Genomic DNA, 21,957 nt, shown 5'->3' with positions numbered 1-21,957 from the left:
GTCGGGAGCGCCAAGGCTGCTCGATTGCGGTGCTGCACCAGCGGCAAATCGACCCTGGTCAATCCTGTCTCAGGCCAGAACGACGACAGGTTGATCCCTGCGGGGTGCCGGAAATGGTGGGTATGGCCGAGAATGTCCGTCATGAATTCGCCGTTGGTCCTGGGTAGTCTGCCTTACGCGCTTGGCGTCGTCATGTTTGGTCTGGGGCTCAGCCTGACCTGGGCGGACTTTCGGAGGGTGGGGCAGTATCCGAAGGCGGCGGTGGTGGCGCTGGTGTGTCAGGTTGTGGTGTTGCCGGGGGTTTGCTTTGGGGTGGTGTGGGGGCTTGGGGTGCCGGGGGAGTTGGCGGTGGGGTTGGTGTTGGTGGCGGCGTCGCCTGGGGGGCCTACGGCTAACCTCTTCAGTCACCTGTTCGGGGGGAACGTTGCGCTGAACATCACGCTTACGGCGGTGAACTCGGTGCTGATCGTGGTTACGTTGCCGATCTGGGTGAACCTCGCGGTGGGGTTCTTTCTGCCCGGAGGGGGCAGCCTGGGGCTGCAGGTTGACAAGTTGCAGCAGGTCTTCTTGATGGTGCTGGGGCCGGTTGCGGTGGGGATGGTTGTGCGGGGGGTGGGGCCGCGGGTGGCGGCGGGGCTCAAGGTTCCTGTGCGGGTGTTGTCGGTTGTGGTGTTGGTCGCGGTCATTTTTGCTGTTCTGTATGGGGAGCGGGGGAATCTTGCCGGCTACTTTGTGCTTGTCGGGGGGGCGGCGCTGGTCTTCAATGTTGTGAGCTTGCTGGTTGGTTACGGGGTGCCGCGGCTGACGGGGGTCGACCATGCGGCGGCCACTGCTGCGGGGTTCGAGATCGGGATTCACAACACGGCGCTCGCTATCACGGTGGCGCTGAGTCCGGGGCTGTTGGACAGTGCTGAGATCGCCATCCCGGGGGCCGTGTACGGGGTGATCATGTTCTTCACGGCGGCTGTGTTCGGCTGGGTGATCACCCGGGGTCAGAGTTCGGCGAGCAGCCTTTCGGCGCGGTGGGCGAAGAGGTGAGAGCCGCGTTCGCTGGAGCGGTCACGGGCCTCTTCGGCGGCGGCTCGTACGACGTCGGAGGGCTCACCCTGGGCTTGGAGCAGGCGTGCCCGGAGCAGGAGTACGAGGCCTGCGGCGTAACGCTGGCCGTAGGCGTCTAGGGCGTGGTCGGCTCGGTCTAGGGCGTCGGCCGCCTTGTCCGGGCGGCCGGCGGCCAGCCACATCTCGGCGACCAGGGCGTGGTGGTAGGCGACGCCCCACCTCGGTGGGTCGACCAGTGTCGCGGCCACTAGTTGTTCGGCCTCGGCGGCGATGCCGGCCGGATCGTCGCCGGTCAGGGCGCGGGCCCAGTACCAGTTCAGCCGTACGTAGTGCTCCTGTTGTACGGCGGCGCGGCCGGTGCCGACGGACGTCCAGCGTTCGACCGTGCGCATCACCCAGGGGGCGTCACCGGCCATCGACGCGATGATGGTGGTGTAGTAGGCCCAGGTCGCGACGGCGTAGGGGTCGTCGGGGCCGTTCCACTTGTGGATCATCGTGCCTGCGGTCTCGGCGTCGCCGTGGAGGGCGGTCACGACGGCCAGCCAGCCGGGCCACTCGCCCGAGACGTCACGCCGGATCGGGGTCTCGCTGTGTGCGGAGACGACACCTTCGAGAAGGGCGGGGTCGTTGTCCTTGAAGCACTGGTACGCCGCGCCGATGTCGCCGATGTCCCACTGGTGCAGGCCCCAGGCCTGCCGGCCGTACACGCGGACGATCGGGTCGGACGAGGCCTCCCCCTGGTCGTGCAGGCGCCGGACCAGACGGAGACGGTCCCATTCGAGGAACGTGTAGGCGCCGAACAGGCGGGCGAAGAGGAGGCCGGCGGCGTCCACCTCCCGGCCGAGCTGTCGGGCCAGGAGTTCCGCGCGCTCCAGCAGGTCGAACGTCGTACCGCCGAACCCGGCCTGCCGGCGCGGGGCGATGGCGAGCAGCGAGAGGGCGGAGAGCTCGAGTTCCGGGAGCCCGGCGTTCCTCGCGATCTGGGCGGCCGACTCCAGATGCCGATCGGCGGCGGCGAACGCGAGCTTGGCCGCCGCGCGGCGACCGGCACGCTTCAGCGCCTCCGCGACACGTACCGGATCGGCGAGGACCCTGGCGGCCCACAGGTGGAAGGCGAGGCGCTCGGTGATCGACTCGTCGTCGGTCTGGCCCTCTTCGAGCGCGTCCGCGACCCGCAGGTGGAGGCGGATGGCTCGCCAGTGCTCCGTCGTCTCGGTGACCGACTCGCGCACCAGGTCGTGTGCGAAGCGCCACGAGAACGGGTCTTCCGGCTCGGTTTCGAGCAGGCCGAGCGCGCGCAACGGTTCGAGGCGTTCGAGGCAGTCGGCGACGCCGGCACCTGCGGCGCGGGCGAGCAGGTCGAGGTCGATGTCGCGGCCGATCAGCGCGGCGACCTGCAACAGGTCGCGAGCATCGTCGTCGAGGCCGGACATCCGGTCGCGGACGACGTCGCGCACGGTGGACGGCACCCCGGTCCTGGCCGACGCGTCGCCGAGCGTGCCACGGTCGCTGAGCAGCCGTGACAGTTCGCGGACGAAGAACGGATTGCCGGCGGTGCGGACGTGGATGTCCCGGACGATGTCCGCGGTGGGTTCGTGGCCGGTCTCGCGGCGGAACAGCTCGGCCACGTCGGTCAGGTTGAGCGGGCCGAGGCGGATCCTGTGGTGGCCGGCCAGACGGCTGGCGGTGGCCAGCACACGCGAAAGGTCGTCGCCAGGTGTGGGGGCCCGGTCGCGCAGGGCGCCGATGATCGCGGTGCCGGTAGGGAGCCGGCCCGTCACGTGGCCGAACAGTTGTAGCGAGGCGGTGTCGATCCATTGCAGGTCGTCCATGACCAGCAACAACGGCCGATCCGCCGAGGCCTGGCCGATGACGCCGACGATCTGCTCGAAAAGGCGGAACTGCGCGCGGCTGCCGGCGACCGGCGGCCCGGCGGCGTCGTCTCCGGCTTCGACGAGGCGGCCGAGCTCACCGGCCAGCCACTTCTCCCGCGCCGCTGCGGGCAGGCTGTCGAGAACGACGGTGAGCGCCTGCTCCCACGGCCACATCGACGGGGTTCCGTCGCCTTCCAGACAGGAGGCCCAGACGACGAGCGCGCCACGCCGGTCGGCGACGGCGGCGATCTCTTCCAGCAGGCGCGTCTTGCCCGCGCCCGGTTCGCCCTCGACGATGCCGAGCCCGGTGCGGCCGGTGAGCGCCGCCTCGACGGCCTGGCGCAACACGCCGAGTTCCTCGCCCCGGCCGACCAGCCCGGCCGGCGGCCTCGGGACCTGGTCATCCTCGCTATCCGTGCTCGGCACCGGTGGCTTCGACGGGGTCTGCGTCAGCACCCGCAGATGCGCGGCCCGCAGCGCGGGGCCGGGGTCGATGCCGAGCTCCTCCGCGAGGCGGGCACGGACCGCGTGGAATGCCGACAGGGCCTCCGCCTGCCGGCCGGCGGCGCCAAGGGTGGTGACGAGACTGGCGTGTACCGGCTCATGGAACAGCGCCATCGACGCGGCCAGACGCAACGGCGGGATGACCCGCTCCGGATGGCCTGACGACACGGCCAGTTCGGCCGCCGCCGTGCAGGCGGCGTGGAACTCGTCGTCGAGAGCGGCCAGGATCGGCGGCGCGGTCGATCCATAGGAAAGCCCCTCCCCGGCGGGGCCGTGCCAGAGGCCGAGCGCTTCGACGTAATGATCGAGCGCCACGTCGTCATCGTCCGCGAAAAGGGCGGCCTGGCGGAGTTCCCGGAATCTGACGAGGTCCAGCGTGCCGGGGCCTGCGGTGAACACGTACGCGTCGCCCCGGCGGTGCAGGTGGGTGCCGGGCGCGCGGGCGGGGACCGAGGGTTCGAGTATCCGCCGCAACGCCCCGACGTACTTCTGGATGATGTTGAGCGCGCTGGCGGGCGCGTCCTCGGCCCAGATCAGGTCGATCAGTTCTCGCGTGCTGACCGGACGGCCCACCCGCGCCACGAGCAGTGCCAGCAGTTGCGCCTGCTGCCGGGGGCCGGCGTCGAGTTCGACGCCGTCGCGCCACAGCCGCAACGGACCCAGGATCTGAAGGCGCAGCGAACCGGCACCGGTCGGCGCAGTTGGCCCAATCACGTCTGTCGGCTCCCGGATGGCTGTGTGCGCCGAGTCTACTTGTCCGGGTTCGGTCGGTGCCGTCGAGCATGTCCACAACGTCCGTCTCAGTCTTCCGAGAGCATCACGTGCACGGATGAGATCGCGCTCGCGCCGTCGCCGACGGCCGTGGCGACCCGTTTGGTCGAGCCGGCCCGGAGGTCGCCGACCGCGAAGACCCGGGGAGCGCTCGTCTGGAAGGGGAGCCGGTTGTCGGTGCGGACGAAGCCGTCGCCGGCCTTGGCGACGCCGGTCAGCCAGTCCGACACCGGGTCGGCTCCGACGAAGCAGAACAGTGCGTGACTGGCCAGCCGTTCCGTCCGCCCGCCCGGTCGCGCCACGACGACCGAGGCCAGGGAAGCGTCACCGGTCAGTTCGCGGATCGTGCTGCCGGCGTGGACGCGGATGCGGGGATGAGCGCGGATCCGGTCGGTCAGGTAGGAGGACATCCGGGCCGTGAGGTCGTGCCCGCGGATGATCAGGTCCACCGTCGCGCCGTGAGCGGCGAGGGACAGGGCCGCCTGCCCGGCCGAGTTGGCGCCCCCAACGACCGTCACCGGCTGGCGCTCGCGACCCCGGATGTCCAGGTCGGTCGCGGCGTACCGGATGTGACCGGACTTCTCGAAGGCCGCCCAGCCGGCGACGTCGAGCCGGCGGTAGTGGGCCCCGGTGGCGGCGACCACCGCCCGGCACGGGATGCGCGCACCGTCTTCCAGCAGGACGACCGGCCGTCGATCGTCGGAGAGGTCGAGCCCGGTCACCGCGCAGGGTGCGTTGATGCGCACACCGAACTTGAGTGCCTGAACCATGGCGGCACGGGTCAGGCTCGCCCCGCTCACTCCGCCGGGGAAGCCCAGGTAGTTCTCGATGCGCGGGCTCTTGGCGGCCTGGCCGCCGAGCCCGGCCCGGTCCAGCAGTACGGTGGCGAGGCCTTCGGACGCCCCGTACATGGCGGCCGCCAGACCGGCCGGACCGGCGCCCACCACGACGAGGTCGACCGATGTTCCGTCAGCCCGGTAGGTGAGGCCGAGTTCCCCCGCAAGCGTTCCGGGAGTCGCGCGCCGCACCACCGAACCGTGGGTGATCGCGGCCGGAAGGTCGCCGGGTGCGAGCCCGGCCGAGGCCATCAGCGACCGTCCGGCGGCTGAGTCCGCACTGCGCCAGGTGTGGGGCAGCAGCAGCTGCGTCACATAGGTGCGCAGCTCCTGTGTCTCCGCGACGTCCGGCCGAGCGACGATCTCCAGGGCGCCGCCGGCCGCCGACCGGATGAACTCGCGCCGTTCCTGGAACGCGGCGAGCACCAGGTCGGCGATGTCGTCCTGTTCGGCGAGTGCCTGACGCAGCTTCGGCGGCCGGATCCGGACCAGCGTTCCCGCGGAGACCACCCGGGCGGTCAGGTAGACGTGCTGGCCGGTCAGCAGGCTGAGCTCGCCGAGGAAGTCTCCCGGGCCCGCCTGGTAGATCACGCGCTCCGGCTCGATGACCGTCGCGTCTCTGACGATCTCCACGGCCGCCGTCAGCAGCAGGAAGAAGTCGTAGGAGTCGTCGCCGGACACGTACAGACACCGGCCGGCCTCGACGTGTTCCACCTCGCCGTATCCGGCGAGCCGGTGGAACTGCTCGTCGTTCACGTGGTCACTCCCGGCTTTCCGCGGGCGACGGTGGTGACGTACAGGAGCAGACCGGCCGCGGTGAGCACGAAGCCGGCCCAGACCGTGGACAGGGTGCCCCAGCCGGCCTCCAGGGTGATCGCGCCGCCGATCGCGCCGAGGGAGTTGGCCAGGTTGAGGGCGGCCAGGTTGAGCGCGCCCATCAGGGTCGGCGCCGTCGGCGCGAAAGCGGTCAGCCGGACCTGGACGGTGGGGATCGCGAGCATCATGGTCGCGCCGACGCCGAACAGGCACGGCAGCAGGATCAGCAGGTCGTCGCCCGCCACGCCGATCAGCACCAGGAGCGCCAGGACTCCGCCGTAACCCAAGGTCAGCCCTCGGTGCTCGTACCGGTCGGCGACACGTCCGCCGAGCTGATTGCCGGCCGCCATGCCGAGGCCGAAGACGGCGAGCGCGACCGGGATGAGTGCGGCGTCCTGCCGGGCCGCGTCGGTGACGAAGGGGCCGATGAACGTGTAGACGGCGAAGATGCTGGAGATGCCGAGCGCCGCGACGACGACCATCAGCCAGACGCCGCGACTACGCAGGCCGTCCAGCTCGTGACTGATGGGGGTGCCGTGGAGGTCGTCCGTGCGAGGCAACCAGGCCACCAGGGCGGCGCCGGCCAGCAGGCCGAGGGCGACCACGGCCCAGTACATGGCGCGCCAGCCGGCGTGCTGGCCGACGAAGGTGCCGAGCGGCGACCCGGCGATGGTGGCGAGGGTGAGTCCGCCCATCACGGTCGCGAACGCCTTGCCGCCCTTGCCGGGTCCGTACACATGAGCGGCGACGACGGCCCCGGCGCCGAAGAACGCGCCCTGCACGCTCCCGGTGACGAACCGGAAGACGATCAGCAGCGCGAGGTTCGGCGCCAGCGCGGACAGCGTGTTGCCGGCCAGGAAGAGCACGACCAGGCCGAGCAGCAGGGTGCGCCGGTTGACCCGGGCGGCGAGCAGGGTGATGGCCGGGGAGCCCACCACCACCCCGAGGGCGTAGGCGGTGATCGCGTTGGTGGCCTCGGGGATCGACACGTACAGATCGGCGGCGAACAGCTGGATGATGCCGTTGCTGCCGAACTCCCCGGTGCCGATCGCGAAGGTGCCCAGTGCCAGCGAGAACAGGGCGCGACTCGGATTGCGGACAGGCGTGTGCCGGTTCTCCTCGACGGCGCACTGGCCCGCGTACGCGTGCACATGCATGATCAGCGGGCGGCCCGTCTGATTAGGTCGGCCGCCGCGGCGGGCTGCGAGATCATCGCGACGTGCGAGGCGCTGATCTCGCGGACCTGCGACCCTGCGCGTTTGGCCATGAACCGTTGTGCCTCGGCGGGCAACACACGGTCGTTCTTGGCGACCAGGTAGTAGGAGGGAATGGTCTTCCACGCCGGCGCACCTGACGGTTCGCCGAGCGTGCGCGCGTCTGCGGGACGCTGACCGGCGTGCATCAGGTCGGTGGTCGATTTCGGTACGTCGCCCGCGAAGACGTCGTGGAAGAACTCCTTCTTGATGTACCCGTCGACGAGACCCTCGCCGTAGGGGCGGAAGTCCAGCGCCGCCTCATTCAGCTTGCTGCCCGGGAACTTCGTCTGGAGTTGCAGGAGCGACTCTCCCTGGTCGGGGGCGAAGGCGGCCACGTACACGAGGGCTTTCACGTTCGGGTTGCCGGCCGCGGCGTTGGTCGCGACGATCCCGCCGTAGGAGTGCGCCGCCACGACGATCGGACCGCTGAGCGTGGCGAGAACGCTCGCCAGATAGGCGGAGTCGGAGGCCACGCTGCGGAGCGGGTTCGCCGGGGCGATGACCGGATACCCGTCGCGGATGAGCCTGGCCGCGACGTCGTTCCAGCCGGAGGCATCGGCGAAGGCGCCGTGCACGAGTACCACGGTGGGCTTGGTCCTGGATTCCGGGCGGGTACGCGCCAGCGCCTCGGCCGGTCCCAGCAGGGCGCCGGTCGCGACCGCGGCGGATCCGGCCAGTACCGCTCGGCGGGTCGTCGTCATCATGTGAGCCTTTCAACGGGGGATTTCGCGCTCCATTGTCGGACCTGGGCACTTGACGACCACTGAACGACTGGTTCACTCCCTATAAAGTGCGCCGATTTAGCCTACGGGCATGAGAACCGCAAAAAGCGAAAGCGCCGGCAAACTGGGCCTGGGGATTCACGTGCTCTGCTACGTCCTGGCCAATGTGGCCCAGGTCATCGTGTGGGTGCTCTATGATTCGGAGCACTTTTTCTGGCCCATGTGGTCGATAGTCTTCTGGGGCATCGGGCTGGCCTTCCACTTCTGGACGGCCATGCGCCGGCCAACTATGAAAACCGAGTACTGAAACGCGCCGTTCCCCGTCGAATTCGTGTGCGCCCCGTGTCAACCGGCGGGTCGTTCGAAGAGTTCGCGCAGCGGCATGAGGGCGTCGCGTGCGCGGTCGAGGCGGATCGGGGGGCCGGGGTCGCGGATCAGGTCCCACGACGCGTAGCGGCTGTCGTGGTGGAGGCGGCGGATCACTGTGCGGACCAGGGCCGGGCTGTTGCCGCCGGGGCCGCGTTCGTAGCCGAAGAGCTGGCCGGTGTGGCGGGGGACGATGATCAGGCCGCTCAGCCGGAACGCGTGCTGGGTCTCCGCCAGCAGGGGGCCGTCCTGGGTGAGCTGGATGTCGGCGACCTGGCCGATCGGTGTCTCGTCCTGGTCGAGGACCCGGCGGCCGATGAGGGTGCTCAGGCGAGGGCGGTCGGGGACGTCGGGGCGGCGGACGGGACGGGGTTCGCGGGTGCCGGGGTCGTCGGTGCCGCTGCCGGGGAGGGGGTCGATGACGTGGTCGCGGATCCAGCGTTCCAGGGAGGCTTCGGGTACCTCGGTTCCCACCTTCACGGCGCTGCCGATCTCGGTGACCTGGGTCATCAGGATGCGCTGGGGGGCCGGGTCCTCCTCCTTGCGGAACAGGAGGGTGGTTCCTGTCATCAGGCGGCCGATCACGCCGCCGACGCGTGGGCCGAGGGCCAGGGGGCCGGACAGGATGGCGGTCACGTAGGGGGCGTCGCCGGGCTCGATCTCCAGGTCGTCGACCTTGCAGAGCAGGCGTCCGTCTGTGGTCCTGACCACCTGGCGGTCGAGGAGGTGGAGGTGGGCGTGCAGGGTTCGGGCGGTCATTGGCCGGCCTTGGTGGCGATCATCAGGGGGACGGCCGCCGCGGCGACGACGAGCAGGAGGATCATGTACAGGGTCCCGAGGGTGTTGGAGAAGCGGCCGTTGACGCGGTCGCCCATGTAGTCGGGGTCGTTGGCGATCATGAGTACCGGAAGGTAGGTGAGCGGCAGTGCCGCCGCCGAGAACACCAGTGAGTACTCCGTCACCTTGATCGGGTCGATGGTCGTCAGGATCAGCGCGACGGCGACGATCGTGGACACCAGCAGGACGGCGTGGAAGCGGGCGGCCTCGCGGGGGCGGACGTACTTGCCCCACTGCCAGCCGAAGTACTGGCTGATCGAGTAGCCCGACGACAGGGCGGTCTCCAGGGTGGCGCCGAAGGTCGCGGCGAAGACGCCGAAGATGACCAGGGCCAGGCCGATCTGGCCGAAGGCGAGCCCGGCGGGCAGCACCATCTGGCCGAGGGTGCCGACCTCGATCATGTGCGGCAGGAAGACGGTGGCGGCGCAGGCGGCGATGGCGATGGACAGCAGGCCGCCGAGGGGGAAGCCGACGAACACGTTGGTGCGCATCGTGACCATGTCGCGGCGGGTCCAGCGTTCCTCGACGCCGCCGGAGGAGAAGAAGAACACCTCGTAGGGGGTCATGGCCGCGCCGAGCAGGGCGATGGCGTAGAACCAGTAGGTGGCCGCGCCGTCGTCGGACGGGTTGTGGGTGAGCTGGTGGGAGAGCTCGCCGAAGTCGGGGCCGAGGGCGAAGACGGCGACGGCGAAGACGACCAGGGCGAGCCCGGCCAGGCCGAAGACCCGCTCCATGGTCTCGAACTTGACCCGCCACATCACCAGCCAGGCCACCAGGCCGACCGCGGGGACCCACAGCAGGTAGTCGACGCCGGTGGCGAGTTCCAGTGCCAGGGCGGCGCCGCCGATCTCGGCGGCCAGGGTCAGGAGGTTGATGCCGAAGGAGGCGGCCAGGTTGAGCAGGCTCACCCGGGGGCCGAGGCGTTCGCGTACCAGATCGAAGACCGGCCGGCCGGACACGGCCGCCACCCGGCCGGCCATCTCGGCGAACAGGCAGATGCCGACGACGCCGACCAGGACGACCCAGGCCAGCGACATGCCGAACCGGGAGCCGACCAGGGCGTTGGCCACCAGGTCGCCGATGTCGACGAAGCCGCCGATCGCGGTGAGGATGCCGAGGGTGACGGCGAAGAAGCGCTTCATGACGGATGGGCCTCGGCAAAGGCGCGCAGCCGGTCGCCCAGCTCGGCCAGGTCCGCTGTGGCCCTGGCGGGGTCGCGGATCTCACGCAGGCGCAGCTCGTTGAGGAGAACCTGTACCTGCTCGGCGGCGTCCGAGGTCAGGCCGGTGATCTCCTCGCGCACCGCGCTCGCGGCCACAGAGGGCGGCTGCACCGCGCCGAACTGGGAGTCCACACTGCCCAGTGAGCCGGCGGCCTCGGTGAGGACCGTCTGGAGGTACGGCCGGGTCAGCTTGGCCTCGTTCGCGACCGCGAGCCGGACCAGTTCCACCGACGAGGCCGCGGACTCCGCCGTCGCGCCGGCCTTCTTCGCGTAGTCCGTGTCGTTCCAGGCCGGGGAGGCGCAGCCCGCGACGAGAAGCAGGGCGAGCAGGATCCATCTCATCGATGGACCCGCAGCAGGAAGTACGCCAATACCCCCAGCAACACCACGTATTGGCCCCACGCGGCCAGCAACACCAGACCCTCGTCCATCACACGGCCCCACTGCCCTGGCCCGATCGAGGTATACGCCCAGCCGTGACCTGGCTCCTCCCGGCTCGGACGGGCCGGGGTGCCGTGCGGATCGCCGGGCTTTCCGTAGTGATCAGTTTCGCCGGAAGCGGGGTACGCCAGCAGCTATGAGCAGCGGGGCTGAGCTGGTGGCACGACCTGACACAGGGGGACGAGACAGATGGCGGAACATACCAACCCGGTGGCGAGGGCCGTCGACAAGGTGATCGACGCGGTGACCGATCGCGACCCGTCGGGGGAGATCCCCGGACGGCCCGGGGTCGAGCCGCCGAGCCTGGCGGAGCCCGTGGAGCCGCGTGGTCCGCTGCCGCCCAAGCCCGACCAGCGGGGGCCGGACGCGTTCACGGCCACCGGGCAGCCGTCGGGGGAGACGGCCGCGGCGCGGGCGCAGGGTGGGGAGTTTCTGACGACGGCCACGGGGACGCGGCTGCCTGACACCGATCACTCGTTGAAGGCCGGGGTGCGGGGGCCGGTACTGCTGCGGGACCACCATCTGCGGGAGAAGATCACGCACTTCGATCACGAGCGCATTCCCGAGCGGGTGGTGCATGCCCGGGGGGCCGCGGCGCACGGGGTCTTTCGCGCGTACGGCACCGCCGCCACCGTGACCAGGGCCGCGTTTCTGGCCAAGAACGTCGAGACGCCGGTCTTCGTGCGCTTCTCCACCGTGCTCGGCTCGCGGGGGTCGGCCGACACGGTGCGGGACACCCGGGGCTTCGCGACGAAGTTCTACACGTCCGAGGGGATCTTCGACCTGGTCGGGAACAACATTCCGGTCTTCTTCATTCAGGACGCCATCAAGTTCCCCGACGTCATCCACGCGGGCAAGCCGCACCCGGACCGGGAGATCCCGCAGGCCCAGAGCGCCCACGACACGTTCTGGGACTTCGTCTCGCTGCACACCGAGGCGACCCACCACACCATCTGGAACATGTCCGATCGGGGCATCCCGCGCTCGTTCCGGATGATGGAGGGTTTCGGCGTTCACACCTTCCGCCTGGTCGCCGAGGACGGCGGCACGGTGCTGGTGAAGTTCCACTGGAAGCCGAAGGCGGGGGTGCACTCGCTGGTGTGGGAGGAGGCACAGCTGCTGGGCGGGGTCGACCCCGATTTCCACCGGCGTGACCTGGCCGACGCGATCGAGGCGGGCGCCTTCCCCGAGTGGGAGCTGGGCGTCCAGATGTTCCCCGACACGCAGGACCAGACGTACGAGGGCATCGACCTGCTGGACTCGACGAAGATCGTGCCGGAGGAGCTGGCGCCGGTGCAGCCGGTCGGGCTGATGACGCTGAACGCCAACCCGGTCAACTTCTTCGCGGAGACCGAGCAGGTCGCCTTTCACACCGGGCACCTGGTGCCGGGCATCGACGTGACCGACGACCCGCTGCTGGCCGGGCGGATGTTCTCCTACCTGGACACGCAGATCAGCAGGCTGGGCGGGCCGAACTTCGACCAGTTGCCGATCAACCGCCCGCACGCCCCGGTCAACGACATGCTGCGCGACGGCATGCACCAGACCGCCGTGCACGCGGGCGTCGCGCCGTACCGGCCGAACTCGCTGGACGGCGGCTGCCCCTTCCACGCGCCCGACGGCTACGTCGAGGTGCCGTTTCCCGTCGCGGCGGGACCGCGCGGACGGCTCGCGCCGGCCTCCTACGACGATCATTTCAGTCAGCCGCGGTTGTTCTGGCTGAGCCTGTCGCCGGTGGAGAAGGAGCACGTGATCGCCGCGTACACCTTCGAGCTGAGCAAGGTGTTCGAGCAGACGATCAAGGAGCGGCAGCTCCAGGTCCTGGCCCGGATCGACCCGGTGCTCTGCGGGGAGGTCGCCGCCGGGCTCGGCCTGCCGGTTCCCGAGGGAGTGCCCGGCGCCGACCCCGCGCCGAGCCCCGCGCTGTCGCAGGTCGGCCGCACCTGGCCGGTCGCCGGGCGCGTCATCGGCATCGTGGCCGGGCCGGACGCCGACGCCGTGCGGACGATCCGGCAGGCGGTGCTGGACGGCGGCATGGTGCCGCTGGTGATCGCGCCGACAGGTGGCGTCCTGCCCGGGACGGGTGAGCCGATGACGGTGCAGCGCACGTTCGCGGCGGCGCGCTCGGTCGAGTTCGACGCCATCCTGGTCGCGGGTGCCCCCGCGCCTGGCGCCGACGCGACCGGGGCGCGGGACGCCAAGGCCGGTCTGCCCGGTCCCGTGGACCCGCGCGTCACCCTGCTGCTGAGCGAGGCCTACCGGCACGCCAAGCCGCTCGGGGGCTGGGGCGACGCGGAGGACGCGTTCGCCGCCGCGGGCATTCCGCCGGGTGCGCCCGGCGTGACGTCCGGCGACGACCCGGCGGCCGTCCTGGGGCAGGTCATCACGTCGCTGGGTGGTCACCGTGTCTGGGAGCGGTTCCCCAGCGCGCTCGCCTGACCGGGAGGCCGGGGAGCGTCGTGGCGTGGTCACGGCGCTCCTCTCCTCATCGCTCACCGCCGGCGGGCGGCCAGGTCAGCGCTCTTTCGTCATGGCGAAGATCTGACGTTTCAGGAGGTGATGGCGGGTAGGAGCGGTCGGCGCACTGTCGGAGAGCCAGATCCGGAGGAGAAGACATGGCCCTGAACGTCATCGACCTGATCATGGCTGACCATCGCGACGTCGAGATGATCTTCGAGAAGCTGAAGAAGCAGCCCGAGGACCGGCCCGCGCTGGTGGCCGAGCTGGCGGCGAAGTTCGTCGCGCACGCTCGGGCCGAGGAGACCCAGGTCTACCCCGAGCTGGTCAAGGCCGCCCCGGGTGAGCGTGGCGAGGTCCATCACGGGGTCGAGGAGCACCACGAGGCCGAGGAACTGCTGGCCCAGCTCATGGACACGGACCCGGACCAGCGGGAGTTCCTGACCGTGCTGGAGCAGCTGGTCAAGGCCGTCAAGCACCATGTCGAGGAGGAGGAGAGCGACATCCTCCCCGCGATGGCCAAGGCGATCCCGGGCGACAAGCTGCTCCGGCTCGGCCGGGTGTTCAGCCAGGCGAAGGCCGAGGAACTGGCCAAGCCGCCCAAGCCGAAGGGCCGTACCAGGCAGGAACTGATCGAACAGGCCAAGGAGAAGGGCGTGGAGGGCCACAGCTCGATGACCAAGGACGAGCTCATCACGGCCTTGGGTGGGTGAGGGGCGGTCAGCGCCCGCGGGACTGGGGGCGGCACCTGAAGAGCCGCTACGGCTACTAGATCGGGCCCGGGCCTCCGGGGGCGGTGTCACCGCTCCCGGAGGGGGCGGCCGGACAGCGTGAGCTTGCGTGGGGCGAGGGCGGCGAGGGGTGGGAGAGGGCGCGACCCGGGGGTCAGGGTGCCGAGGACGCGGGACGCGTGGGCGCCGGTGGCCGAGGGGATGGTTCCCGGCAGGCCGTGTGCGGTGTGCCAGCCGATCAGGGCGAAGGCGATCGCCTCCTTGGCGTCGGCGGGGGCGCCGTAGTCGTCGCTGAGTCTCAGGGTCACGGCCGGGAGGGCGCGGCGCAGGCCGTTCATCAGGACGGGGTTGTGGCAGCCGCCGCCCGAGGTGACGAGGAGGGCCGCGCCGCTCGTCGTCACCTCGTGGGCGACCGTGCGGACGGTGAGCTCGGTGAGGGTGGCCACCAGGTCGGCGTCGGCGGGGTGGGTGCCGGACCTCGTCATCGCGGCTTCGACGTGGGGGAGGTGGAACCACTCCTTGCCGGTGGTCTTCGGGGCGGGTAGCCGGTAGTAGGGGTCTTCGAGCAGGACCGCCAGAAGGGTTTCGTCGATCGTGCCGGAGGCGGCGATCCGGCCGTCCACGTCGAAGCCGCGGTCGTTCAGGCCTCGGCTCGTCACTACGGCGTCGATCAGTGCGTTCGCCGGGCCGATGTCGTACGCGACGGGGGCGTGGTCGTCGCGGATCACGGTCATGTTCGCGATACCGCCCAGGTTGAGGGCGGCGGCGGTGCCCGGGTGCCCGGCGAGCAGGAGGACGTCCAGCAGGGAGACGAGGGGGGCGCCCTGCCCGCCGGCGGTGATGTCGCGGACGCGGATGTCGGAGAGGACGGGGGTGCCTGTGCGTTCGGCGATCCAGGCGGGCTGGCCGATCTGCAGGGTGCCCAGGGCACGTGTGCCGTCGACCCAGTGGAAGACGGTCTGGCCGTGGGAGACGATCAGGTCGACCGGGCCGGTCTGCTCGATTGTGGTGGCGGCGGCTTGGGCGAAGCTCTGACCGATCAGGGTGTCCAGTTCGCACACCTCGGCGAGGGTTGTCGGCGCCGGGGGGAGCGCTTTGACGAGGCGGGTGCGGAGTCCGGCGGGGTAGGGCGTGGCAGCGGTGTGCTCGATGGCTCCGTTGAGTGTGCCGCCGTCGTACGCGGGGTCGAAGCCGACGAGGGCGACGTCGATGCCGTCGTGGGAGGTGCCGGAAATCATGCCGAGGATTCTCATGAACGACTCTCCGAGTGCGACTCGGCCCGCCGCGACTCCGGGTGAGGGCCGCCGTGACGTCCCGCGGGCCGGCTCGCGTGTCCTGAGCTGGGCCTCAGCTTAGTTGTAGATCATCGCGCGGGGCGGGGACGGCCCGCCGTCGTCACTGTCGGGATTCTGATTCTCCTTGTGCCCGTCGCCGATGACATTAACTTCACATAAGCAGGGCGATTTGTCCGGACAGTCCTTCTTGCCGGAAAAACAACAGCGAACCGGTTTTTTATGATTTGGGATTTATTGGCGCTCCGGGCTTCCCACCCACCTGGCCGACGTTCATATTGGAGGGCCGGGGGCGGGTTCGATGGCAGATGCGCGATTATCGCGTGGGCGGGATCCGGTAAACAGCGCGACCGAATTCGCCGCCAGGTGGCGTCCTATTGGGAGGGGAACAACGCGTGCATCCGTACAGCGAGCAGGGCAAGGATCCGCAGGGCGAAGGCGGCCCGGACCAGCAGTTACAGCTGCTGTTGGAGGAGGAGCAGGCGAAACGGCAGGCCGAGGAGGAGGAGCAGGGGCAACCGCAGGTCCAGGTACAGGTACAGGTACCGGTGCCGGCCGCCGCGGCGCTGCCTGGTCACACCCTGCCGGAGTTCACTGTCACGGGGGAATTCCAGACCAACGTGACCCTGGAGAACGCGGTGGTCACCACGTCCGCGATCCAGGCGCACGCCAATATCGACCGCAGAGTGGTCGGTGCCGAAATCGGTACCGACCTCGGCTGGGTCCAGACCATGTTCAGCGCGCGAATGCAGGCCGACTACCACCACCCCCCACTGCAGGTCTACGGCCATTCCCTGGTCAGGCGGACGACCGAGCCCGTGATAGACGGCAACGACAACGACGACATCTGGTACGGCGACCCGCGCCGTTTCGACGGCGGCGACCCCTTCATCGGGATCGACTTCTACGACTCGCCACAGTTCAGCGTCCCGCTGGCGTCTCCGCTGGGCGGCCGGCTCACCCGGTTCTCGGGCTCGTGGGAGTTCGGCTGCTGGCTGGTCACCCGCAGTCAGAACCTGCGCTCCAAGTTCCTCTACCACCAGATCTGGACCGCGTCCTTCCATGCGGAACGCGTGCCTCAAGGGCTCGAGCTGTCCAATTACGACCTGACCCTCGGGGACGCCGGCCCCGGGCCCGGAACGGTCCACCCTCTGATGGACGGACCGCCGTCGACCACCTTCCTGGACGCGCCCGGTACGTGGATCGTCCTCGACGCGCCCCAGCGCCTCCCTCCGGACGGGGTGGACTTCACCTGACCGGGTCGGAGCAGTACACCGGCCACCGGGGTGGAAGCCCCGGTGGCCCGCGGGGTTCAGGACATGCCGCCGGAGAGGGGGGGCAGGCGCTCGGTGTGGAGCCAGGCGGTGAAGAGGGGGGTCAGGGGGGCCGGGGAGTGGCGGGTGGCCAGGTTGACGAAGTGGGGGGTGGTCGTGGTGCTGTGCTGGTAGGTGGTGGTCCATTCGCGGAGGAGGGTGAAGAACGGCTCGTCGCCAAGGGTTCGTCTGAGGGCGTGGAGGGTGAGGGCGCCGCGTTTGTAGACACGGTCGTCGAAGAGGCGGCGGGGGCCCGGGTCGGACAACAGGAAGTCCTGGGGGAGGGTGGAGAGTTTGCGGTGCCAGCGGGTGGCCAGGGTGTCTGCCGATTCGCCGCCGGAGGATTCCGACCACAGCCACTCGGCGTAGGCGGCGAAGCCCTCGTGCAGCCAGATGTCGCGCCAGCAGCCGACGGTGAGGCTGTTGCCGAACCACTGGTGGGCCAGTTCGTGGGCGACCAGGCGTTCCTCGCCGCGGCGGCCGTTCAGGTGGTTGCGGCCGAAGATGGACAGGCCCTGGGCCTCGACCGGGATCTCCAGGTCGTCGTCGACCACCACCGCGGTGTACGACGGGAAGGGGTAGGGGCCGAACAGGTCGGTGAACAGGTCGATCATCTGGCCCTGGCGGGCGAAGTCGGCGCGGGCCCGCGACGCGAGGCGGAGCGGGTAGAGCAGGTGCTGCGGCACCGGGCCGGGGATCTCCGCCACCTGGTAGCGGCCGATCTGCACGGTCGCCAGGTACGTCGCCATCGGCTCGGCCTGCTCGTACACCCAGGTGGTCGTGGACGCGGCGCGGCGGGAGGAGGTCAGGCGGCCGTTGGCGGCCACCGTGTACGCCGATCCGGTGGTGATCGACATGCGGTAGGTGGACTTGTCGGCGGGGCGGTCGTTGCACGGGAACCACGACGGCGCCCCGGTCGGCTGGCTCGCGACGATCACGCCGTCCGTCAGCTGCTCCCAGCCGAGGCCGCCCCAGCGGCTCGGCAGGGGGCGCGGACTGCCCCCGTAGCCGACCTCCACGACGAACAGCGTGCCTTCCTGCAGAGGCCGCGCCGGGGCGACGCGCAGCTTGTCGTCGCGGTGCGTGAACCGGGCGGGCACGCCGTCGACGGTCACCCGGGTGACGCGGAGGGCGTCCGCCAGGTCGAGCGTGAATCCGTCCAGGGACCCGGTCGCGAACGCCGAGATGACGGCCGACGCGCGCAGCCGGTTGGCGCCGACCCGGTAGTCCAGGGTCAGCTCGTAGTGCTCGGCCCAGTAGCCCTCGTTACCTCGTTCCGGGAAGTAGGAGGATCCCACGCTCACGTTCGGTCAATGCCTTCCGGATCATTTCGACGAGGGCGAGGCCCACGGCCTGATCGGGTTGCCGAACCAGCGGGTGCGCTCAGGCACCGTCTCGCCGCGCATCACCAGGGACGCCGGTCCGATCGTGGTGTCCTGCCCGATCGTCGCCGCGGGGAGGACGACTCCGTGCGGCCCGAGCGTCGCCCCGTTCCGCAGGACGACCCTATCGATGCTCATCACGCGATCATGGAAGAGGTGGGTCTGCAGCACGCACCCGCGGTTGACGCTGGCACCGTCGCCCACCTCGACGAGGTCGGCCTCGGGGAGCCAGTAGGTGTCGCACCAGACCCCGCGGCCGACGCGCGCGCCGAGCGACCGCAGCCACAGATTGAGCGGCGCGGTGCCGAGCCAGCCCTCGGCGAACCAGGGCGCGGCGAGCACCTCGACGAAGTTGTCGGCCAGCTCGTTGCGCCACACGAACGAGCTCCACAGGGGACGGCTGCCCGCGGTGATCCTGCCGACGAGCGCCCACTTGGCCGCGGTGGTGACCGCGGCGGCCACCGCCCCGGCGCCCGCGAGGACGAATCCGACCGTCAGGGCCGCCACCGGGAAGCCGTACGAGCCCGCGAGGGACTCCAGCGTCGCCGCGACCAGCACGGCGAGCGCCACCGTGGCCACCGCGGGGACGATGCGGCAGATCTCCACGACGGCCCGCGCCGCCTTGAGCCGGGACGGCGGGTCGTAGGTGCGGCTCCGGTCGCTCGCCTCGGCCGTCCTGCGCAGCTCGACCGGGGGCATGCCGAGGTAGGACGACCCCGCCTTGGCCTTCTTCGGCGTGGCCGACAGCACGCCGACCAGGCCGTCCTTGGGGACCTTGCGGCCGGGCGCCGTCATGCCCGAGTTGCCGAGGAAGGCGCGCTTGCCGATGCGCACGTGGTCCACCCGCAGGCTGCCGTTGACCAGCTCGTACGGGGCGACCATCGTGTCGTCGGCCAGGAACGCCCCGTCGCCCACGGTGGTCATCGTGGGCAGCGCCAGCACGGTGGACAGCTCGACGTCGCGGCCGACTTTCATGCCGAGGGTGCGCAGCCACGCGGGGGTGAGGATGCTGGCGTACAGGGGGAACAGCCAGACGCGGGCCGAGGCCATCAGACGGCCGGTCGCCCAGGCCTGCCACGCCTGGCGGCTGTGCACCGGGTGCCGCCCGGGGCGCAGGCCGATGCCGAGCAGCCGCACGCACACCACGACGATCAGTGCGAAGGCCGCCAGCGAGGTCACCGTGGCGGGCGCGACGCCGTAGAGGGCGGCGGGCAGCGCCTCGGTGAGCGTGGCCGCGTCGCGGACGAAGACGCTGAGCACGACCAGGCCGCACAGCGCCGCCAGGATCGGGATCAGGCTCAGGAACATCGCCGACACCCCGTACATCACTTCCCAGCGCCGGGACCGCGGCGGCCGTTCCGACGGGGGGAACCGCCGCGCCTTGCCCTGCCGGGTGGCGGGAGCGCCGGCCCAGCGTTCGCCCGAAGGGACGGCGCCTTGGACGACGGCACCCGGTGCCACCTGCGCGTTCTTGCCGACGCGGGCGCCGGGGAGCAGGGTGGCGCGGGCGCCGATCGTGGCGGCGGCGCCCACGCGGATCTCACCGACGCGCAGCACGTCGCCGTCCAGCCAGTGGCCCTGCAGGTCCACCTCGGGTTCGATCGCGGCGTTCCTCCCGAGCCTGAGCATGCCGGTCACCGGGGGCAGCGTGTGCAGGTCGGTGCCCTCGCCGATCTGCGCGCCGAGCGCGCGGGCGTACCGGGCGATCCACGGGGCGCCGGACAGCTGGCCCACCCCGATCTGGAGGGCGAACTGCTCGGCGAACCACAGCCGCAGGTGCGTGCCCCCGCCGCGGGGGTAGGCGCCGGGCTTGAGCCCGCGCAGCAGCAGCCGGGCGACCGCGGCGGCGACGCCGATGCGTCCCCAGGGTGAGATGAACAGCAGCCAGCCGGCCAGGACCCACCACCACGAGACGGTGGGAGCCCAGGGCAGCGACAGGACGTTGTTCAGCGTGGCCAGGCCGACGATCCAGCGCATGCCGCCGACGGTGAGCAGCGGCACCATCAGCGCCGCCTGCGCCAGCGCGGCGCGGCGCGGCACCGGCGTCACGGCGCGCTCGGCGGCCGTCACCTCCGGAGCGGCCAGTGCGCTCAGGCGCGCCGCCAGCCCGCCCAGCGTCGGGTGCGCGTAGACGTCGCCCACCGCGGCGGCGGGGTGGCGGGTGCGCAGGGCCGACACCAGCCGGGCGACGGCCAGGCTCGTGCCGCCCAGGGCGAAGAAGTCGGCGTCACGGTCGCCGGCCTCCACGCCGAGGATGCCGGTCCACTGCTCCGCCACCCACCGTTCGGCGTCCGACAGCTCGGCGGCGGTGGCGGAGGACGCGCCGCCGGGCAGGGGCCACGGCAGGGCGTCCCGGTCGATCTTGCCGGAGGTGCGCGTCGGCAGGTCGTCGACGAGCGCGATGCGGGGGACCAGCGCGGCGGGCAGCGCCTCGGCGAGGCGTTCGCGCGCGGCCTCCGGGTCGAAGCCCTCGCCGGGTACGACGTAGCCGACCAGGAGCTGGTGCCCCGAGCCGGTCGTGCGGACGGCGGCGGCCGCGCCGAGCACGCCTGCGAGTGACCGCATCGCGGCGTCGACCTCGCCGAGCTCGATGCGGCGGCCACCGAGCTTGACCTGCTCGTCCGCCCGCCCGACGAAGATCAGGCCCTGCCGCTCGGCCTTCACCAGGTCGCCGCTGCGGTAGGCGCGGGCCCAGCCGAGGGACGGCAGCGGCGCGTACTTCTCGGCGTCCTTGCCGATGTCCAGGTAGCGGGCCAGGCCGGCGCCGCCGATCACGAGCTGACCGGTCTCGCCCATGGCGACGGGCTCGCCCCGGTCGTTCACCACCGCGAGGTCCCAGCCGTCCAGCGGCAGGCCGATGCGCACCGGCTCCTGGCCGGTCAGCGGGGCGGCGCAGGCGACGACCGTGGCCTCGGTGGGGCCGTAGGTGTTCCACACCTCGCGCCCGGGCACGGCCAGCCGCTCGGCCAGCTCGGGCGGGCAGGCCTCACCGCCGAAGATCAGCAGGCGTACGTCGTCGAGGTTCTCGACGGGCCACAACGACGCCAGGGTGGGCACCGTCGACACGATCGTGATGCCCTTGTCGGCCAGCCAGGGACCGAGGTCCATGCCGGTGCGCACGAGCGCGCGCGGGGCCGGGACCAGGCACGCGCCGTGCCGCCACGCCAGCCACATCTCCTCGCACGACGCGTCGAACGCCACGGACAGGCCGGCGAGGACGCGGTCGCCGGGACCGATCGGCTCGTCCGCGAGGAACAGGCGCGCCTCGGCGTCGACGAACGCGGCGGCGCTGCGATGCGTCACCGCCACGCCCTTCGGCTTCCCCGTCGAGCCCGACGTGAAGATGATCCAGGCGTCGTCGGTCGCCTCGGGCGGCCCTTCGCCACGGTCGCTTCCGGCGCCGCGCACGGTGATCGTGCGGCTTTCGCCGATGACCGCGTGGACGGCCGCTTCGGCGAAGACCAGTTCGGCCCGTTCCTCGGGGTCGTCGGCGTCGACGGGGACGTACGCCGCGCCCGCGGTCAGCGTCGCGAGGATCGAGACGTAGAGATCGGTGGTGCCGGACGGCACGCGGACGCCCACGCGGTCGCCGCGGCCGACGCCCGCCGCCCTGAGCCGCCGGGCCAGGCCCTCCACCTCTTCGCTCAAGCTCTTGTAGTCCAGGCGGGTCACCCCGTCGTCGAGCGCGGGCTCGCGGGGGTGGCGGCGGGTGGTGTCGGCGAGGATGTCGACCAGGGTCCGTGGCGGCGGGGCCGCCGGTCCGGCGAGGAAGAGGGCCGGGTCCGCGTCCGGGACGGCCGGGCCGGGGGTGCTCGGACGATGACGGTCGTCCAGGAGCGTGGGGTCCGCGCCCGTCAGCATGTGGTGCGGCGAAGGGGGGCTCTGCTCGGTTTCCACCGGTGATGGGCGCAAGAAAGCTCCTGGTGAGTGCCCGGACGATCGCCTGGGTCTACGTCAGAGGTTAGGTGATCTACGGATCCGGCGGATCACCCTTGTTCGCCTCTTCGGGCTCCGAACCGGCCCGACGACGCTTTTGGACATCGCCCGATACTAACTTCCGTCGCCTGACCGCCTATTC

At 71.0% G+C, this 21,957-nt stretch carries 15 protein-coding genes; 5 read left to right on the top strand and 10 right to left on the bottom strand.

Going from position 1 to position 21,957, the window contains the following annotated elements; all coding sequences use genetic code 11:
* Positions 1–141: 141 nt before the first annotated feature.
* Positions 142–1,038, top strand: coding sequence for a bile acid:sodium symporter family protein (locus ACFP1K_RS20355; protein ID WP_380755596.1), 897 nt, complete (start codon positions 142–144; stop codon positions 1,036–1,038).
* On the opposite strand, the gene ACFP1K_RS20350 is transcribed toward ACFP1K_RS20355, so the two are convergent.
* The 4 genes from ACFP1K_RS20350 to ACFP1K_RS20335 form a co-directional block, all read right to left on the bottom strand.
* Positions 993–4,091: an ATP-binding protein gene (locus ACFP1K_RS20350; RefSeq protein ID WP_380755594.1), complete on the bottom strand. Its 3,099-nt coding sequence runs from the start codon at positions 4,089–4,091 to the stop codon at positions 993–995. The genes ACFP1K_RS20355 and ACFP1K_RS20350 overlap by 46 nt on opposite strands.
* 146 nt (positions 4,092–4,237) lie before the next feature.
* Positions 4,238–5,800 (bottom strand): FAD-dependent oxidoreductase, encoded by a 1,563-nt coding sequence (locus ACFP1K_RS20345; RefSeq protein ID WP_380755592.1) that lies wholly within the window; start codon positions 5,798–5,800, stop codon positions 4,238–4,240.
* Positions 5,797–7,011: an MFS transporter gene (locus ACFP1K_RS20340; RefSeq protein ID WP_380755590.1), complete on the bottom strand. Its 1,215-nt coding sequence runs from the start codon at positions 7,009–7,011 to the stop codon at positions 5,797–5,799. The genes ACFP1K_RS20345 and ACFP1K_RS20340 overlap by 4 nt, the downstream gene beginning before the upstream one ends.
* Positions 7,012–7,019: 8 nt before the next feature.
* Complete coding sequence (locus tag ACFP1K_RS20335; protein ID WP_380755588.1) at positions 7,020–7,820, bottom strand: alpha/beta fold hydrolase; 801 nt, start codon at positions 7,818–7,820, stop codon at positions 7,020–7,022.
* 109 nt (positions 7,821–7,929) lie between these two features.
* On the opposite strand from ACFP1K_RS20335, the gene ACFP1K_RS20330 reads away from it, so the two are divergent.
* Positions 7,930–8,145, top strand: a complete 216-nt coding sequence (locus tag ACFP1K_RS20330) for a 2TM domain-containing protein (RefSeq protein ID WP_380755586.1) — start codon at positions 7,930–7,932, stop codon at positions 8,143–8,145.
* A 38-nt stretch (positions 8,146–8,183) separates the two neighbouring features.
* Here ACFP1K_RS20330 and ACFP1K_RS20325 read toward each other — a convergent pair whose 3' ends face one another.
* Genes ACFP1K_RS20325 through ACFP1K_RS20315 form a run of 3 tightly spaced genes read right to left on the bottom strand, consistent with a single transcriptional unit; the run spans position 8,184 to position 10,605 of the window.
* A complete protein-coding gene (locus ACFP1K_RS20325) occupies positions 8,184–8,963 on the bottom strand; it encodes a hypothetical protein (RefSeq protein ID WP_380755584.1) in 780 nt (259 codons plus the stop codon).
* Complete coding sequence (locus tag ACFP1K_RS20320; RefSeq protein WP_380755580.1) at positions 8,960–10,183, bottom strand: NRAMP family divalent metal transporter; 1,224 nt, start codon at positions 10,181–10,183, stop codon at positions 8,960–8,962. Before ACFP1K_RS20320 ends, ACFP1K_RS20325 begins: the two co-directional genes overlap by 4 nt.
* A complete protein-coding gene (locus ACFP1K_RS20315) occupies positions 10,180–10,605 on the bottom strand; it encodes a hypothetical protein (protein ID WP_380755576.1) in 426 nt (141 codons plus the stop codon). The genes ACFP1K_RS20320 and ACFP1K_RS20315 overlap by 4 nt, the downstream gene beginning before the upstream one ends.
* A 288-nt stretch (positions 10,606–10,893) precedes the next feature.
* On the opposite strand from ACFP1K_RS20315, the gene ACFP1K_RS20310 reads away from it, so the two are divergent.
* The gene (locus ACFP1K_RS20310; RefSeq protein ID WP_380755574.1) at positions 10,894–13,143 is read left to right on the top strand and encodes a catalase; all 2,250 of its coding nucleotides are present in this window, start codon (positions 10,894–10,896) and stop codon (positions 13,141–13,143) included.
* 176 nt (positions 13,144–13,319) lie between these two features.
* Positions 13,320–13,874 carry a hemerythrin domain-containing protein gene (locus tag ACFP1K_RS20305; RefSeq protein WP_380755572.1) on the top strand — a complete coding sequence of 185 codons (555 nt, stop codon included), beginning with the start codon at positions 13,320–13,322 and terminating at the stop codon, positions 13,872–13,874.
* An 86-nt stretch (positions 13,875–13,960) separates the two neighbouring features.
* Here the strand turns inward: ACFP1K_RS20305 and ACFP1K_RS20300 are convergent, their stop codons facing one another.
* Complete coding sequence (locus ACFP1K_RS20300) at positions 13,961–15,145, bottom strand: anhydro-N-acetylmuramic acid kinase (protein WP_380755570.1); 1,185 nt, start codon at positions 15,143–15,145, stop codon at positions 13,961–13,963.
* A gap of 434 nt (positions 15,146–15,579) precedes the next feature.
* Between ACFP1K_RS20300 and ACFP1K_RS20295 the strand changes: the two genes are divergently transcribed.
* Complete coding sequence (locus tag ACFP1K_RS20295; RefSeq protein WP_380755568.1) at positions 15,580–16,440, top strand: hypothetical protein; 861 nt, start codon at positions 15,580–15,582, stop codon at positions 16,438–16,440.
* Between the two features lie 56 nt (positions 16,441–16,496).
* On the opposite strand, the gene ACFP1K_RS20290 is transcribed toward ACFP1K_RS20295, so the two are convergent.
* Together ACFP1K_RS20290 and ACFP1K_RS20285 are read right to left on the bottom strand one after the other, a co-directional pair.
* Entirely contained in the window at positions 16,497–17,801 is a 1,305-nt protein-coding gene (locus ACFP1K_RS20290) for a M1 family metallopeptidase (RefSeq protein WP_380755566.1), read from the bottom strand.
* Between the two features lie 21 nt (positions 17,802–17,822).
* Complete coding sequence (locus ACFP1K_RS20285; RefSeq protein WP_380755564.1) at positions 17,823–21,791, bottom strand: Pls/PosA family non-ribosomal peptide synthetase; 3,969 nt, start codon at positions 21,789–21,791, stop codon at positions 17,823–17,825.
* Positions 21,792–21,957: the final 166 nt, after the last annotated feature.

The sequence above is a fragment of the Sphaerisporangium aureirubrum genome, assembly GCF_042658925.1.
Classification (GTDB): Bacteria; Actinomycetota; Actinomycetes; order Streptosporangiales; family Streptosporangiaceae; genus Sphaerisporangium; species Sphaerisporangium aureirubrum.
Note: the sequence above shows the minus strand (reverse complement) of the source record. Positions and strands in the feature narration are given on the sequence as shown.